The organism is Henriciella marina DSM 19595, from assembly GCF_000376805.1.
Lineage (GTDB): Bacteria > Pseudomonadota > Alphaproteobacteria > Caulobacterales > Hyphomonadaceae > Henriciella > Henriciella marina.
The window spans coordinates 2,695,455-2,709,979 of record NZ_AQXT01000002.1 but is presented as its reverse complement, the minus strand read 5'-3'; the positions used below and the strand labels follow the sequence as shown (position 1 = coordinate 2,709,979).

Genomic DNA, 14,525 nt, shown 5'->3' with positions numbered 1-14,525 from the left:
CAAGCTTCTCTGCGGCCGGGCCGCGAGTGGGTGTCAATAATGCGGCGGGGGCCTGTTCACGGGGTCCGCTTGCCCGGCGGCCTGTTCGCTGTCGGCCACCCGTTCGCCGAGTCGCGTGACACGGGCCTCCAGCCGCTCGATCAGCTTCCATTGCGCCGTGATGGCGGCGTTCAGGTCCTCAATCGTCTGGTCCTGATGGGCGATACGGATTTCAAGCTCATCGAGGCGGGTGGAGTCGTCTGGTGCGCTGTCGGTCATGGGGGCGGGATATAGCGGGCATTTGCGGGAAACAAAGGGGTTTGTCTGTCGCCGGGCCGCGCCGCTTCGCTAGTCTGCCTCCGTCGCCGTCACCGGCCCGGTATTGCTCGAAAGGTTCGTCTTTCGCGCGCGGAAGAAGAACGCTAGGGAGCCGACATAGGCGGCAAGGGTCATGGTCAGCACCATTTTGGGGATGAAATACATCGGCTCTCCCCCCACCGCGACCGGGCCGAACCAGCCGAGATCACTGTCCGGCAGCTGGCCGCGCTCGGCCAGCAGCAGGCCGAGGCGGGCAAAGTCACTATAGGACTGGAAGATCTCATTGCAGAAGCCGAGCGCGAACATGGAATAGATGATGAGCGCGATCCACATCATCACGCGGTCGAGCCGGTGGGCGGCGAGATAGCTGGTGACCAGCATGCCGAAGACCAGCGTCATGTAATTCGCCATCGTGCCATTACCGACCTGGATGGCCTCATAGAAGAGATAGGTGAGTTCGTAATTCGTCATGCGTGTCCCCCGCGGCGTGACTGGCCGACGGGGAGCTTAGGCGCAATTGCGATGCGGGTGAAGCACGCGGGCCCTGGTGGCGGTATGGGGCTGTCGTCTGGGTGAACCCGGAAAGGTACCCGGCCTCTCGTCCTTCGACTTCGCTCAGGATGAGAGGCCGGGATCCATCGTGCCATCCATCACTGCACGCTGACGGTTCCGACGAAGCCCCATGGAGCCCAGTTTTCACGAGGGGTCTTCGGACATCCTGCGTGAAGGTTGAAACGGGGCGCCTCACCGTGGCTTGACCACGGTGCCCATCTCCTGACGTTGCACCTGGTGGCGCGGGCGGGAGATGGATCCCGGATCACGTCCGGGATGATCGGATGAATTGAGAGGGCGGCGAGTTTGCGCCCCCTTCTCCCGATTGCGGGAGAAGGGCCGGGGATGAGGGCTGGAACACTTCAATGACCCGTGACGCCTCGCCAAACACAAACTTCGGTGCCCTCACCCCTACCCCCTCTCCCGTAATCGGGAGAGGGGAAAACGCGAACTGCCAAGGCGGCGCGTGTCCGATCCTCTTTTTCCAGTCAAGGGCGCGTCGCGTCCGCAGGATTACACCCTTGACTGGAAAAAGAGGATCGAAACAGGCTGGCTATGGCCAAATGGCAGAACCTGCCATTTGGCCTGAAGGTACTTACGGATAGCGCTCCAGCCGCCCGATCAGCTTTCACTGCGCCGTGATGGCCGCGTTCAAATCGTCAATCGTCTCATCCTGAGGGGCAATACGGATTTCAAGCTCATCGAGGCGGTTGGAGTCTGTCGGGGGCGCTGTCGGTCATGGGGCCGGATTAGCGGTGGGGGTGGGCAATGGAGCAATGATTTAGCATTAGTCGCACCTCTATCGCAGGGCCCGGCAAACTCATCAGGTCTGAATGCTCTAGTGAGCTGCGCCGAGTATCGGTAAGACGTCAGTCCTCCGACAACAAAGGCTGCAATCCAAACTTTCCTAAAATTGGCCCGCTTCGGCGGCGTCATTCAGTCTTTTCAAAGTGTAGCTTTCGCGTACGACAGCGCCATTGCGCAGTATTTTTTTAGTTTCAATCTGAGCGAAAACTTGCGAGTTGGTGAAATCTCTATTGAAGCGCTGGATATCATTTGAGGATAGCTCTGGGTCGATACGGCCCGTCATCAACTCTTCGTTCTCGGCTAGTTTCAATTCGAATCTGTGAGATTCCGGCAGACCGCCCAAAAATATGGCCTCTACGGTATTTATTTCTAGCTCAACTCGCGATTCTTTAGCCCGCTCAACTGCACGCTCAATTGCAGCTGATCCGTAGCTGTTGTCGCTATTGCCAGCGACCAATCTAAACGTTGCCCCGCTCTTTTGAATAAGGTCGAAAAAACCTGCTGCCGCTTCCAATACACGCTGGTCGACCTCTTCTAATTGGGCTGCAAAGTTTTCGTCATCTTCGGACGAATATGCGGACAGTAGTTTTGCAGCACCACGAACAGTATCTGAAAGAAGCGTCGGCACCATCTCTCGTTGTTCCGCTGCTTGCTCGAAAAGAAATCCGAAAGACCCACGAACAACGTTAGTGATATGAAGAGTGGACTCTTCTTTTCGGGGCACGACCCCGCGCCTACCTAACTGCCCTACAGATTGTGCTGCGAACTTTGCAATCAGGTCTTGGAAGCTTCGAGAAATTTCGCCAGCGAATTCTGCTTCGATCCCTCGGTCAGCAATTACCGGGCGACCGCCGAAAAATAGCGCAGCCGACGCCGTCCCATCCTCGACCCGGTCATCATACTGAGCCACCTGATCCAGAAGCTCATCTCGTCTCTGCTGAAGAGTAGCTCTTGAAACAAAATCGCTATCTGAAAGCGCAGCCAACATTTCGTCGACGTTGGCTAAGTCTGCCAACGTACGATCACGTTCCATTTTTGCTAGCATACCCATGGAAAATCTAGTCAGCCAATCTGGTTAAGAAAGTTTAGTGCAGCGTCATCGTTGTCAGCCGCACTCAATGACACCTGCAACATTCCTTTCCAAATAATATCACCCCTCCGATGAGAGAACAAACCAAGAAAGTATCGTGATAAATCAATTATACTCTCCGGCGTTCCCGCCAAGTCTACCGGCAGAAAATCTAATCGGAATGCCGCTCTAATTTCCGCTCTAGAGAGCACGTTCGGATTGTCACGCATCAACCGCAGGAAGCCGGCTTCATCGTACCTGTCTTTGACGTACAAAAATCCTGCAATATCCAAGTCATCTGGTTCCTTATCCTCTAAGAAGGAACCATCAAGCCATTGGAACCCCCTATCGAAACCTAGCGCACGGAGCTCTTGTCGATGCCGTATCCAACCTTTTAAAATTTCTATTCTATTGGGCGTCGACGCGAAGTGATGCACAACCTCCATTGCGGAGACCTTGTAGGGGCTCATCGACGAGGGATCGCCGCCGGGTGACGGTCCAACATATGGAGGCAGCACCCCCTCATGATTAAAGTGTGGAATCGGCATGAATCAGCTCCCGAGCACATACATTTCAGATTGAAATGCCATATTCATGCCAGATCAATACCGGTGACTACTCCCGCTCCACATAAAGCTTCCGCCCCATCGCTTCGTACTCTGCAGACTTCCGCGCCATGCCAGCTTCGGCCTCTTTCGCCTGGCGTTCGAGGTCTGCTTTCTCATTATCCGTCATGCCCGAAGCGTATTCCCGCACTTCGGCGGTGATCTTCATGGAGCAGAATTTCGGGCCGCACATGGAGCAGAAGTGGGCGACCTTGTGGGCTTCTTTGGGGAGGGTCTGGTCGTGGTACTGGCGGGCGGTTTCGGGGTCCAGGGAGAGGTTGAACTGGTCTTCCCAGCGGAACTCAAACCGGGCGCGGCTTAGGGCGTCGTCGCGGACCTGCGCGGCGGGGTGGCCCTTGGCGAGATCTGCGGCGTGGGCGGCGAGCTTGTAGGTGATGACGCCGACTTTGACGTCGTCGCGGTCTGGCAGGCCGAGGTGTTCTTTCGGGGTGACGTAGCAGAGCATGGCCGTGCCGTACCAGCCGATCATCGCCGCGCCGATGCCGGAGGTGATGTGGTCATAGCCGGGCGCGATGTCTGTGGTGAGGGGGCCGAGCGTGTAGAACGGCGCCTCGCCGCATTCGCGCAGCTGCTTGTCCATATTGATCTTGATCTTGTGCATCGGGACGTGGCCCGGCCCTTCGATCATCACTTGGCAGCCTTTTGCATGGGCAATTTTCGTGAGCTCGCCGAGGGTTTCCAGCTCAGCGAACTGGGCCGCATCATTGGCGTCCGCGATGGAACCTGGGCGCAGGCCATCGCCGAGGCTGAAGGAGACATCATAGGCGCGCATGATGTCGCAGATCTCATCGAAATGGGTGTAGAGGAAGCTCTCTGTGTGGTGGGCGAGCATCCATTTCGCCATGATCGAGCCGCCGCGCGAGACGATGCCGGTGACACGCTTTGCGGTGAGGTGGATATAGGCGAGGCGCACGCCCGCATGGATGGTGAAATAGTCCACCCCCTGCTCTGCCTGCTCGATGAGGGTGTCGCGGTAGACCTCCCATGTGAGGTCCTCGGCGACGCCGTTGACCTTTTCCAGCGCCTGATAGATCGGCACGGTGCCGATGGGGACGGGGCTGTTGCGGATGATCCATTCGCGGGTGTTGTGGATGTTGCGGCCGGTCGACAGATCCATGACATTGTCGGCGCCCCAGCGGGTCGCCCAGACCATCTTGTCGACTTCTTCCTCGACAGATGAGGTGACGGCGGAGTTGCCGATATTGGCGTTGATCTTGACCAGGAAGTTGCGGCCGATGATCTGCGGCTCAAGCTCTGGATGGTTGATGTTGGCCGGGATGATGGCGCGGCCCTTTGCGATCTCGTCGCGGACAAATTCCGGCGTGACGAAGGACGGGATTTCGGCGCCGAAGCTCTCGCCCTGCGCGATCTGCGCGTCGGCGTTTTCGAGCGCTTGCTGGCGGCCGAGATTCTCGCGCTCTGCGACGTAGATCATCTCCTTGGTGATGATGCCGGCGCGGGCGAACTCATACTGGGTAACGGGCTTGCGGTTGGCCTCGCGGTCGGCACTGGTCTGCGCCGGATCGGGCGAGAGCGTGCCGGTCGGGTCGAAGTCCATCGCCTTGAGCGGCTTATGGCGGGTCGGGAACTCACGGGCGAGATGCTTGCCGCTGACGCCGCCATTGTCCTCAGGGCGCACATCGCGGCCAGTATATTCCTCGACGCCGCCGCGTTCGAGCACCCAGTCGGTGCGCGGGCGGGCAAGGCCTGCCTCGACGTCTATGGTGACCGACGGGTCGGAGTATGGGCCCGACGTGTCGTAGACCGGCACTGGCTCTTCATTGGCGGACGGGTGGAGGTCGATCATCCGGCGCGGGACGCTAAGCGACGGGTCGGCCACCGGGTGGGTGTAAACCTTGCGGCTGGCAGGCAGCGCACCGGTGGTGACGGTCGGGGTCTGGAAGGCGGACTGGTTGGTGGGCTTGTTCATGCTGCGGTCCTTTCAGGAACGGAATTGAGGACGCGGGCTTCGATAAGAGCGCGGACCTTGTGGGGTTCGGGGATGTTGGAAAGCCGGGGCGGATTTTGCTGAAAAGGGTCCCAAAGCCAGAACGGAGATTGATCAAGAACGACCGTTCCGCCCGTGCCTTTTGTGGGCTTCTCAAAAGAGACCAGACCCCTGAGCATATCCGGCGTGTAAATGTTCAGGCAGATGGGCGACAGGCTGTTCATGACGAACACGCGCTGGTTCGTCACCGCATAAGCGAAACGATTTGTTCGGAGAAAGAACCAGACAAGGCAAGTAACTCCCGGTCCGAATAGCAAGGGTGCGATAAACCAAAACGAGGGCGATCCCAGAACTCTCTTCAAAGCTTCGAAGGAAAATTCCTGAATCCAGCCTGCCCATATAAGTATCGTAAATAATACAATACCGACGAGACCAACCCAAGTCGCAAAACGATAACCGCCAGACGCTCGCGCGTTCTCATAGGACCATAGCACTTCCTCGCCGGGCTTCAGCCGGTAGAAGAAGGTCTCGTCCAGATTTCGGTTTTCGAATACCGACACGCACGCGCTCCGTTCCTACGCCGGGTTGGGGACAGTCCCCGCCGGATCAGGTTCTAAGGGTGCTCAGGCGGTGCGGTGTGCTGTCTGCTCGTCCTTCGACTTCGCTCAGGATGAGCAGACTTGAACCTTCAGCCCGATCTCAGCGCTTTCCGTGACGCGCCCCTCGGATTGGGGGACCGTAGAGGAAAGCGGCGCGTTCGGAAAGGGGGCGATCAGGACATCCGGCAGCGCAAAAGGCGCTGCGGCCCGCAGAGGTTCAGGCTGAAAGCCCGTACCAGATTGTGAGGATGCCAAGAAGGATGATGACCAACCCCATGCCGCGCGTCAGCCTATCGCCGCGATAGAAGGGCTTCGCCATCGACATCAGCGTCTTGGGCATGGCCATCATGAGCCAGCCTTCCAGCAGGATGCCCCCGCCGACCAAGGTGGCCAGACCCCGGGCGAAGGTCGAAAAGTCGTGGTAGGTGAGGAGGATTGCGGCCCCGGCTACGCCCATGGCTGCCCCCGTGACATAGGTCGCGAAGGGCACCTTATCCATGCTGTCGACAATCGTGGTCACCCGGCCTGGATTGAGGAGGAGCGTGGAGCCACCGCCAACAAGATAGACGCCAAGAAGCAGGATGATGTGGTGCTCGGTCATGCGCGTATCCTGCACCCTTCGGCCGCTTCGCGAAATAGCGGACAATACCTAGATCGGCGTCACCGTGAAGGCGTGGCTTGCCTGGCTTGCCACGCTCCTGCATCTCTGCGCGATGACGCTTGATCTTGCTGCCTATCTCAAACGCATCGGCCATGATGGTCCGGTGCGGGCCGACCTCGAGACGCTGAACGCGCTGCACGCAGCGCATGTGAACGCGGTGCCGTTTGAGAACCTCGATGTGCATGCGGGGCGGCCAGTCTCGCTGTCGCTTGAGGCGGCCTATGAGGAGATCGTCGCCCGCGGCAAAGGCGGCTGGTGCTATGAGATGAATGCCGTGTTCGGCTGGGCGCTCTCTGAGATCGGCTTTGAGGTCTTGCGGCTCGGCGCGGGTGTGCGGCGCGCCTCCATGGGCGACGAGGCGCTGGGCAACCATCTCGCGCTTCTGGTGCGGCTGGAGCGCGACTATCTCGTCGATGTCGGGTTCGGCAGCTCACAGGTCAGCGCCATACCGCTGGAGGAAGGCGTGACGAACCATGCACCGATCCGCATGGCTTTGGCGCGCGCCGATGATGGCTATTGGCGCCTCTTCGAGGGCGGGCCGGGCGCAAGCTTCAGCTATGACTTCAGGCCCGAACCGGCCGATGAGGCGCTGCTGGCCGCGCGTCATCAATGGCAGATCACCGACCCGAACAGCATCTTCTGCAAGACGCTGAGCGCCAAGATCCGGCGCGGGACGAGCTATTACATCCTGCGCGGGCGCATGCTGGAAACGCAGATGCCGGGGCGGAGTGAGCAGCGCACTCTGGCCACGCCGGACGAGCTCTCAGACGTCCTCAGCGAGGTCTTTGGCCTTGTGGAGCCAGAGCTTGAGACGCTCTGGCCGAAAATCTGCGCGCGTCACAAGCAGCTCTTCCCGCATGAGAGCGGCAGGCTTTAGGCATTCGCCTCGAACTGCGCCGTATCTACGGCGAACCAGAGCGTGTCGGCATGGGCGAGGAGGGTGCCGTCCTTGGTGTAGAGCGCGGTGCCTGCGGTGTGCTTGCGGCCTTTGCCGCCGGTGCGCCATGAGGCGATGATCAGCGGCTCACCCACGGGCGGGCGCTCAAGGATCTGCGCGTTCATCTCCCCCAGAAGGGCACGGTCGACATCCGGCAGGGAGAAGCCACCGGGGCAGTCGAGCGCGCTCCAGATGATTTCCGGGCGGACCAGACCGTCTTCATCGGCAAACGTGTCAAGCGGCGTCCAGATCGTCGCCGCTGTTTCCGGATCATCCAGCTGGCCGCAGAAGATGCGCAGGCCCTCGCCCGGCTCACGGCCACGTCCGCAGACAAAGCAGACAGACAGCTCACCGGCGCCGAAGGGGCGTGGGTGCTCGCTGGCCTTTTTCGCGGCCTCGAAGGACGGGGCGGGGCGCGGTTCGATGCCTGGCGCCTCTGGGCGTGCTGTCATGATCAGCGTGTCGCCAGCAAGCAGGGTCGTGTTGCCGCCGTCGCGCGCGATGGTCAGCGGCGTTTCCAGCGGGATCGGGGCATTGAGGCGGATCGTGTGCGGGCCGTCCAGATGCTGGGCGAGCAGCCCGGCCGAATAGCCGCCATTGCCGCTGCCGGGCGGGCCGTTGAACTGGCTTGGGATGGTGATCGTCTCTCGCACAGTCATGGCCGGGCTCCTCTGTCGACGGGACGGCGCTATCCACAATTGCTTGCGCGTGCAAGTGGACGCCTGAGGCAGGCTGTGCGAGGCGACGACCGTAGATGCCGCCCGATGGAGTGCCCCACCATGCCGTTTTCGTTCCGTCCGCTTGGCGCAGCCGCCTGTCTTGCTCTGCCCCTGATCCTGTCATCCTGCCAGTCCGCGCCCGGGACGCCGATGAGCGCCGCACAAGCCGCGCGAGCGGCCATCCCGGACGAAGTCATTGGGCTGCGCGAGCCAGGCCTCATCGCACACTTCTATCCCGCCACAACCACCGACGCGCCCGGCCCGGCCATCCTGATCTTTGGCGGGTCCGAAGGCGGACTGAGCGAGGGTGTCGCGCGCGATGCAGAAGCGCTGCGCGCGGAAGGCTTCAGCGTGCTGCAGATGTCTTTCTACCGCTTCGAGGGGCAAGAGCAGAACTTTGAAATGGTGCCGCTGGAACGGTTCGACCGCGCCCTCGACTGGCTGCTGGCGCGCGGAGAAGTGGACGCAGGACGCATCGGCATCTTCGGCACATCGAAGGGCGCGGAAGCGGCACTGATCGCGGCAAGCCGCCGGCCGGAGATCGCGGCAGTTGTGGCAATCGTCCCCTCAAGCGTCTCGTGGACCGGCATCAACTGGGACTTTGACGGCCGGGCGCCGGAAGCCTCCTGGTCACTGAATGGCGAGCCCTATCCCGCGCTGCCCTATGGCGCGTTCGACTATGAGACAGGCCTCTATTCGCTCTATGCCAATGGGCTGAAGGCTGTCGGCGAGCATGAAGAGGCGGTGATCGCCGTCGAGGAGAGCGAGGCACCGATGTTGCTCATCTGCGGCGGGTTGGATGCGCTCTGGCCGAGCTGTCCGATGGCTGAAGCCATCGGTGCGCGGGCCGAGGCGATGGGCGGGCCCGAGGTGACGGTGCTTGCCTATCCGGAGGCCGGGCACGGCGCAGGCGGCCTGCCGTCCGAGACGCTGGACCCGGAGACCGCCGACGAGCCGCTCGACTGGGGCGGCACACGCCGCTCAAACCGGGCCGCGCAGCAGGACAACTGGCCGAAGACGGTCGAGTTTCTGAAAGAGACGCTCTAGGCGCGGCCTTTCCCGGTCATCCACGCATTCACGGCTTCGGCGTGGATGTGCGTCGTCGAGAACACCGGCAGCGGGCCATCGCCGTCCGACAGGATCATGCAGAGCTCGGTGCAGCCGAGGATGACGCCGTCGGCGCCCTGATCGGCGTAGCGAGCGATCATCGCCGTCAGTTCATCGCGGGAGGCGTCCCTCACCACACCTTCGACGAGTTCTTCGAAGATGAGGCGGCCAACCATGTCCCGGTCTTCGGTTGACGGAATGATGGGCGTGCCGGGAAAACGCTGGGCGAGCGCAGGGGCGAAGAAATCCCCGCTCATCACCCATGGCGTGCCGAGGAGGAGTGGGCTGGCAACGCCGCACGCCATCATGGCCTCCGACAGGCTGTCGAGCATATGGATGACCGGAAGGCCGGTCGCCTCGGCGACGGCATCTGCGGCAACATGGGTGGTGCCCGACGTAATCGCGATGGCCTCAGCGCCAGCGGCCTTGAGCGCTTCGGCACCTTTCACGACCTCCGCCTTGAAGGCCTCCCAGTTCTCATCATGATAGTGGCCGATCATCACGCCGTAATCGAGCATGAAGAAGACGCAGCGCGCCGAGTGCTGGCCGCCATGGCGCGTGCGGGCATGCGCGTTCAGCAGCTCATAATAGATTTTTGTGGCTTCGGGGCTGACCCCGCCAATGAGACCGACAAGTGACATGGCGGACGGTGTAGCAGACCTGCCCGCGGTGATAAGGACCGGGCGCCTTATTTTCTGCGCTTATAGGTCAGCGCCATGGCGATGCAGTGAGCCACCGCTTCACGCGGCAAAGGGCTTGCGATGTCGAGCAGGATAGCCCGCGTGCCTTCGAACTGAAGCGTGTCGGCGTAGAGGGCGCGCCACTCGGCAACGAGGCTGGTCTGGCAATGGACCAGAAGTTTGACGGTGCCGGGCGTCGCCGGTTTCCAGCCGAGGCGAATGGGCGTGCCCCCTGGCATTGAATAGGATGGCTCACCCCATTTCAGGCTTTCGGTGAGAGCGCCTTTGCCGCCTTGTTCGTCTGCGACGCCCTGTATGATGGCGCGCAGCTGCAGCCACACGCCGCAGACGCCCGGAGGAACTGCCGCGAAGGCCGTGCGTACTTGCGGCGGAAGCTGTGCGAGCGCGGAAGCGTGTTTCGGCGCGGCAATTGATGAAGGCATAGGTCGCCCCCTCCCCGTTCAGACCTTGCCGCCTCTTCTAGCAGATACTGGAGCAAGATCGAATGAGTGATGCAAAAACGGTCATTATAACGGGTGCAGGCTCAGGTATCGGTGAGGCCGCGGCCAGACGGTTTTCAGCCGATGGCTGGAATGTTGTCCTGAACGGACGCACCAAGGAAAAGCTCGACGGTGTGGCCGGTGACCTGCCTGAGGAGCGCACGCTGGTGATTGCCGGCGACGTTTCGAATTCGAATGACGTTGCTCACCTCATCTCCGAAACCGTATCGCGGTTTGGCAGCATCGACTGCCTCGTCAACAATGCGGGCGTGGCGCAAACCGGTGAGCCGGGCGATCTCTCGCTTGAGGATTTCGAAATGATGATGTCGATCAACGTCACCGGCATCTTCAAGACCGTGACAGAAGCGGTGCCGCACCTGAAGGCGTCGAAGGGCTCTATCGTCAATACGTCTTCGGTCTCCGGCATAGGCGGGGACTGGCACATGTTCGGCTACAACACGTCCAAAGGCGCGGTCAGCAATATGACACGGGCCATGGCGCTGGACCTCGGCAAGGATGGCGTCCGGGTAAATGCGGTCGCGCCCAGCGTGACGCGCACGCAGATGTCGGCAGGCATTCGCGAGGATGATGAGAAGCTCGCCATGGTGAAGAACCGCATCCCGATGAAGCGGGCCGCCGAGCCGGAAGAAGTGGCGAGCGTGATCGCTTTCCTCGCCGGGCCGGACGCAGGTTTTGTCAGCGGCGTTATCCTGCCGGTCGATGGTGGGCTCTCGGCCTCGAACGGCCAGCCGAACTTTGATGGCTAGCGTTGCTGGATTTCAGTCAGGCACATATATGGCGTCCCCCCGCGACTTGTTCGCGGGGTCCATCTCCTGAAGACTTCAAACAGGATGCACCGAAAGCCGAACGACAATGCCTAATCGGTATCGCCGTCCAGATAGCGCTCGGTGAAGTCCATGAAGGCATCCCAGCTCTTGGTGTCGGCGAGTTCCTGGTAGCGGTCCGAGCCGAAGACGGTCCAGGCGTGCGGGGCACCGGAATAGATCTGGACCTCATAGGTGATGCCCGCCTTTTCCATCATGTCGGCCGCTTCTGCGGCCAGTGCGTTTGGAATGCCGGTATCTGCGCCGCCATGCATGATGAGGACGGGGGCCGACGTGGCTGCATAGTCTGCGCCTTCGGGGGCATCGAGGCTGCCATGGAAGGTCGCGTAGCCGGCGATATTCTCACCCTCGCCTGAGCGGGCGAGCTCCAGCGTGGCCCCGCCGCCGAAGCAGTAGCCCATGACGATGACGTCTGTTTCGCCGGACGCTTCGCGGGCCTGTGCGATGCCGCCGAGAATACGTGCGCGCATCATCTCACGGTCATTGTAAAGCAGGCCAACCTGTTCCTTGCGGGCGTCGGTCGTGTCGGGGCGATTGCCCTTGCCATAAAGATCGATGGCAAAGGCGTCATAGCCCTCATCGGCGATCATCTCCGCGCGGGTCTGCTCATATCCATCGAGGCCGCCCCAGTCATGGATGATGATGACGAGGCCTTTGGACTCCCGCGTTGCCTCTGCGAGGTAACCTTCATAGGTCGCGCCATCGACGGTGTAATCGACCGTTTCACCAGCATGGGCAGCGAGCGAGAGGGCGGTTGAGGCGGCAAGGAGGGAGAGAAGGCGCATGGGACTTCCTTTCAGGGCGTCGGTTGTGTGATCTGTCAATTAGGTCGCGCGGGCGCTGCGCCAAACAAGGGCCGCTGACGCAATACCGCTTGCCTTCGCGCGCCGGGCAGCAGCATCATGAGTAAGAGGCCTGACTTGTGGGGACAAATGGCTGACACGACATCGCAAGCGCGATACTTCGAGCTGCTGGGACGCGCCTATGAGGTGCCGCTCGAGAGCACCGGCTTTGAATCCTTTCTGGATGCCGCGCATGATTTCTTCTGCGCCGACCCTGAAACAGGGAAAGTCCCCGATGATGTCGTCACCTTTCAGTCGGACGTATTGGACGACCATACGCGGCGGCTGGAGCGGATTTTCGATGTCGCCCTTCGCGCCGAGCGCCAGGACGCCGAGACCGATGCGCATTATCACAGTGTCCTGACAATCATGCCTGGCAGCGACCGGGTTCATGGGAATGCCGCGGCCATCGCGCTGCTTGGCTGCAGCCTGCCGCTGGCGCTGGATGATCTGCCGCTGGACCGTGAGGCGCTGGCGCAAATTTCCGAATGCCTGTCTGCGCCGGGGTCCGATGAGCGGATCATACTCGCGACGGTGGAGGCCGACGAACCAAAGCCCTGTCTGGCGTTGGTCCAGCCGCCCGCAGGTGAAGACAGCGAGGCGCGGATCTCCCTGTCTTTCGTCCACTGGTCGGACGGGCTGATCACACGGCTTGGCCGGGCGCTTGGCCTTACCGAGTCCGAGACAGAAGTCCTGCAGGGGCATCTGGAGAACAGGAAGCCGCGCGAGATTGCGACCGACCGGGGACGCTCGCCCGAAACGGTGAAAGCGCAGGCCAAATCCATCCTCAGGAAAACCGGCTGCGTACGCATGACCGACGTGGCCCGGCTGGCGGCGAGCATTGCCTACCTCTTGCGCAAGATGCCGGACAGCGGCGCGCCGAGCCTCTCTCACTGGACGACACCGGTCGCCAATCTGCACCAGATCATGCGCGAGGGGCGCAAGCTTTCCTATTACAGGCATGGCCACCCCGGCAGCCGCGCGACGGTCCTCTTTTCGCATGCGCTTATACAGGGCCCCTTCTTTGCGCCGGCGTTTCTTGCCCGGCTGGAGGCGGCAGATGTCAGCCTTCTGGCGCCCTCCCGGCCGGGCTATGGCTATACCTCTCCGCCGAAGACGGAGGCAGGATTTGAGAGCGCAGCCATTGAAGATGCGCTAGCTGTGCTGGAGGCCGAAGATGCGGGCGAGGTTCATGTCGTCGGCCATCAGCTGGGCACCAGCCACGCCTTCCGGATCGCCAATGCGCTGGGGCCGCGCGCAAAATCGCTGATCCTGATCAATGGCGGCATCCCGCTGAACGAGACCCATTATGCCAGCATGGACAGGCGGGTGCGGTTTGCCGCGATGGCCACTCGCCATGCCCCGGCGATCCTGAAGATGACCAAGCTGCTGGCTATTCGCAGTTTCCGCAAAAAGGGCATCCGCGAATTCCTTGTCGACCGGTACACCAAGTCTGACTGGGACATGCGTGCCCTCAAGATGCCGGGCGTCATGGAGTTACATGCCCAGGGCACATTCCACGCCTGCGAGCAGGACGGCATTCCGTTCTTCCTGGACGAGGCGTCAAAGCATTCTGACTGGACCGCAGACGCATTGGCGGCCACCTGCCCGCAATTCTGGCTACAGCCGGAGGAATGCTCCATCCTTGATCCGGACGCGGTGCGGACATTCGTGTCTGGGCTGCGCGGCGCCCGGTTCGAAACCGAACCCGGCGCCGGCGCCATCATGCTTTATCAAAGGCCCGAACGCGTCGCCAATTTCATATTGGACGTCATTGGCAACGCGTCAGTCCCGGTCGAGGCAGAAACCGCCTAGCAGCCCTTGCCGGCATAGATCCCCGTCAGCGCTGATCGGCGAAGTTCTGCGGTACGGGCATTCTCGGCCTGGCGCTCTGCTTCGGCCTGCGCGTTTTGCTGTGCCATGCTGCCTGCTGCATTGGCCGCAAATCCAAGGCCCGGGACCCGCCCGAGCGCGCCGCTGTAAAGGGCGGCATTGGTGGCCATGCCTGCTGCGGCGTTCGCCGTGGCACCGGAGGTTTCGGCGTTGCGGGCATTCTGATTGGACTGCAGCATGAGCAGCTCCATGTCCGCGATCTCGGTGCTTATCTCATCGCAGGTCATACTGGAATCGCTGGGCTGGTTGGCGACGAGAAGCGGCGTCAGCTGCTGCGACCCGCCGAGCGACGTGGTGGTGGAGCATGCCGTCGTCGCGAGACCGGCGAGTGGAACGATAATGAAATACTTGAGCACGAAGCCCTCCCTGAACTGCTGTCGCTACAGTAGATCAGGCCGGATTCCACCGCGCATCACCCTGCCGGGTTATGACGTGAAATATCG

Annotated in this window: 17 protein-coding genes; 4 read left to right on the top strand and 13 right to left on the bottom strand. The window is 61.4% G+C overall.

The window, feature by feature from the left end:
* Positions 1-33: 33 nt before the first annotated feature.
* From F550_RS0113550 to F550_RS0113520, 8 genes are all read right to left on the bottom strand, one after another.
* Complete coding sequence (locus tag F550_RS0113550) at positions 34-258, bottom strand: SlyX family protein (RefSeq protein ID WP_018149114.1); 225 nt, start codon at positions 256-258, stop codon at positions 34-36.
* Positions 259-327: 69 nt separating this feature from the next.
* The gene (locus tag F550_RS0113545; protein ID WP_018149113.1) at positions 328-768 is read right to left on the bottom strand and encodes a hypothetical protein; all 441 of its coding nucleotides are present in this window, start codon (positions 766-768) and stop codon (positions 328-330) included.
* 709 nt (positions 769-1,477) lie between these two features.
* On the bottom strand, positions 1,478-1,534 hold the full coding sequence (locus F550_RS19230; protein ID WP_233349063.1) for a hypothetical protein: 57 nt from the start codon (positions 1,532-1,534) through the stop codon (positions 1,478-1,480).
* A 222-nt stretch (positions 1,535-1,756) separates the two neighbouring features.
* Entirely contained in the window at positions 1,757-2,707 is a 951-nt protein-coding gene (locus tag F550_RS0113540) for a hypothetical protein (RefSeq protein WP_156807944.1), read from the bottom strand.
* An 11-nt stretch (positions 2,708-2,718) separates the two neighbouring features.
* Entirely contained in the window at positions 2,719-3,273 is a 555-nt protein-coding gene (locus tag F550_RS0113535; protein WP_156807943.1) for a DUF6932 family protein, read from the bottom strand.
* 67 nt (positions 3,274-3,340) lie between these two features.
* Positions 3,341-5,281, bottom strand: a complete 1,941-nt coding sequence (gene thiC / locus F550_RS0113530; RefSeq protein ID WP_018149110.1) for a phosphomethylpyrimidine synthase ThiC — start codon at positions 5,279-5,281, stop codon at positions 3,341-3,343.
* Positions 5,278-5,859 carry a hypothetical protein gene (locus tag F550_RS19225; RefSeq protein WP_156807942.1) on the bottom strand — a complete coding sequence of 194 codons (582 nt, stop codon included), beginning with the start codon at positions 5,857-5,859 and terminating at the stop codon, positions 5,278-5,280. The genes thiC and F550_RS19225 overlap by 4 nt, the downstream gene beginning before the upstream one ends.
* 256 nt (positions 5,860-6,115) lie before the next feature.
* Positions 6,116-6,499 carry a hypothetical protein gene (locus F550_RS0113520; RefSeq protein WP_018149108.1) on the bottom strand — a complete coding sequence of 128 codons (384 nt, stop codon included), beginning with the start codon at positions 6,497-6,499 and terminating at the stop codon, positions 6,116-6,118.
* Positions 6,500-6,563: 64 nt separating this feature from the next.
* Here F550_RS0113520 and F550_RS17915 point away from each other — a divergent pair, with 64 nt between their 5' ends.
* Positions 6,564-7,436 (top strand): arylamine N-acetyltransferase family protein, encoded by an 873-nt coding sequence (locus F550_RS17915; RefSeq protein WP_018149107.1) that lies wholly within the window; start codon positions 6,564-6,566, stop codon positions 7,434-7,436.
* Here the strand turns inward: F550_RS17915 and F550_RS0113510 are convergent.
* On the bottom strand, positions 7,433-8,155 hold the full coding sequence (locus F550_RS0113510) for a hypothetical protein (RefSeq protein WP_018149106.1): 723 nt from the start codon (positions 8,153-8,155) through the stop codon (positions 7,433-7,435). The two genes, F550_RS17915 and F550_RS0113510, sit on opposite strands and share 4 nt — an antisense overlap.
* A 120-nt stretch (positions 8,156-8,275) precedes the next feature.
* Here F550_RS0113510 and F550_RS0113505 point away from each other — a divergent pair, with 120 nt between their 5' ends.
* Positions 8,276-9,262 (top strand): acyl-CoA thioester hydrolase/BAAT C-terminal domain-containing protein, encoded by a 987-nt coding sequence (locus tag F550_RS0113505; RefSeq protein ID WP_018149105.1) that lies wholly within the window; start codon positions 8,276-8,278, stop codon positions 9,260-9,262.
* Here F550_RS0113505 and F550_RS17910 read toward each other — a convergent pair.
* Together F550_RS17910 and F550_RS17905 are read right to left on the bottom strand one after the other, a co-directional pair.
* Complete coding sequence (locus tag F550_RS17910; RefSeq protein WP_018149104.1) at positions 9,259-9,963, bottom strand: aspartate/glutamate racemase family protein; 705 nt, start codon at positions 9,961-9,963, stop codon at positions 9,259-9,261. The genes F550_RS0113505 and F550_RS17910 overlap by 4 nt on opposite strands.
* A 47-nt stretch (positions 9,964-10,010) precedes the next feature.
* Positions 10,011-10,445: a DUF1801 domain-containing protein gene (locus tag F550_RS17905; protein WP_018149103.1), complete on the bottom strand. Its 435-nt coding sequence runs from the start codon at positions 10,443-10,445 to the stop codon at positions 10,011-10,013.
* A 62-nt stretch (positions 10,446-10,507) separates the two neighbouring features.
* Here F550_RS17905 and F550_RS0113490 point away from each other — a divergent pair, with 62 nt between their 5' ends.
* Positions 10,508-11,269, top strand: a complete 762-nt coding sequence (locus F550_RS0113490; RefSeq protein WP_018149102.1) for an SDR family NAD(P)-dependent oxidoreductase — start codon at positions 10,508-10,510, stop codon at positions 11,267-11,269.
* A gap of 110 nt (positions 11,270-11,379) precedes the next feature.
* Here F550_RS0113490 and F550_RS0113485 read toward each other — a convergent pair whose 3' ends face one another.
* Positions 11,380-12,132, bottom strand: coding sequence for a dienelactone hydrolase family protein (locus F550_RS0113485; protein ID WP_018149101.1), 753 nt, complete (start codon positions 12,130-12,132; stop codon positions 11,380-11,382).
* A gap of 147 nt (positions 12,133-12,279) precedes the next feature.
* Here F550_RS0113485 and F550_RS0113480 point away from each other — a divergent pair, with 147 nt between their 5' ends.
* Positions 12,280-14,004, top strand: a complete 1,725-nt coding sequence (locus tag F550_RS0113480; RefSeq protein ID WP_018149100.1) for an alpha/beta hydrolase — start codon at positions 12,280-12,282, stop codon at positions 14,002-14,004.
* Here the strand turns inward: F550_RS0113480 and F550_RS0113475 are convergent.
* Positions 14,001-14,438 carry a hypothetical protein gene (locus F550_RS0113475; RefSeq protein ID WP_018149099.1) on the bottom strand — a complete coding sequence of 146 codons (438 nt, stop codon included), beginning with the start codon at positions 14,436-14,438 and terminating at the stop codon, positions 14,001-14,003. The genes F550_RS0113480 and F550_RS0113475 overlap by 4 nt on opposite strands.
* Positions 14,439-14,525 lie beyond the last annotated feature (87 nt).

Bases quoted from the DNA above. Each gene is read 5' to 3' on its own strand.
- F550_RS0113490 (WP_018149102.1), top strand. From the start codon at position 10,508: ATGAGTGATGCAAAAACGGTCATTATAACGGGTGCAGGCTCAGGTATC.
- F550_RS0113550 (WP_018149114.1), bottom strand. From the start codon at position 258: ATGACCGACAGCGCACCAGACGACTCCACCCGCCTCGATGAGCTTGAA.
- F550_RS0113535 (WP_156807943.1), bottom strand. From the start codon at position 3,273: ATGCCGATTCCACACTTTAATCATGAGGGGGTGCTGCCTCCATATGTT.
- F550_RS0113505 (WP_018149105.1), top strand. From the start codon at position 8,276: ATGCCGTTTTCGTTCCGTCCGCTTGGCGCAGCCGCCTGTCTTGCTCTG.
- F550_RS0113540 (WP_156807944.1), bottom strand. From the start codon at position 2,707: ATGGGTATGCTAGCAAAAATGGAACGTGATCGTACGTTGGCAGACTTA.
- F550_RS17910 (WP_018149104.1), bottom strand. From the start codon at position 9,963: ATGTCACTTGTCGGTCTCATTGGCGGGGTCAGCCCCGAAGCCACAAAA.
- F550_RS17905 (WP_018149103.1), bottom strand. From the start codon at position 10,445: ATGCCTTCATCAATTGCCGCGCCGAAACACGCTTCCGCGCTCGCACAG.
- F550_RS0113510 (WP_018149106.1), bottom strand. From the start codon at position 8,155: ATGACTGTGCGAGAGACGATCACCATCCCAAGCCAGTTCAACGGCCCG.
- F550_RS0113480 (WP_018149100.1), top strand. From the start codon at position 12,280: ATGGCTGACACGACATCGCAAGCGCGATACTTCGAGCTGCTGGGACGC.
- thiC (WP_018149110.1), bottom strand. From the start codon at position 5,281: ATGAACAAGCCCACCAACCAGTCCGCCTTCCAGACCCCGACCGTCACC.
- F550_RS0113485 (WP_018149101.1), bottom strand. From the start codon at position 12,132: ATGCGCCTTCTCTCCCTCCTTGCCGCCTCAACCGCCCTCTCGCTCGCT.
- F550_RS0113545 (WP_018149113.1), bottom strand. From the start codon at position 768: ATGACGAATTACGAACTCACCTATCTCTTCTATGAGGCCATCCAGGTC.
- F550_RS0113520 (WP_018149108.1), bottom strand. From the start codon at position 6,499: ATGACCGAGCACCACATCATCCTGCTTCTTGGCGTCTATCTTGTTGGC.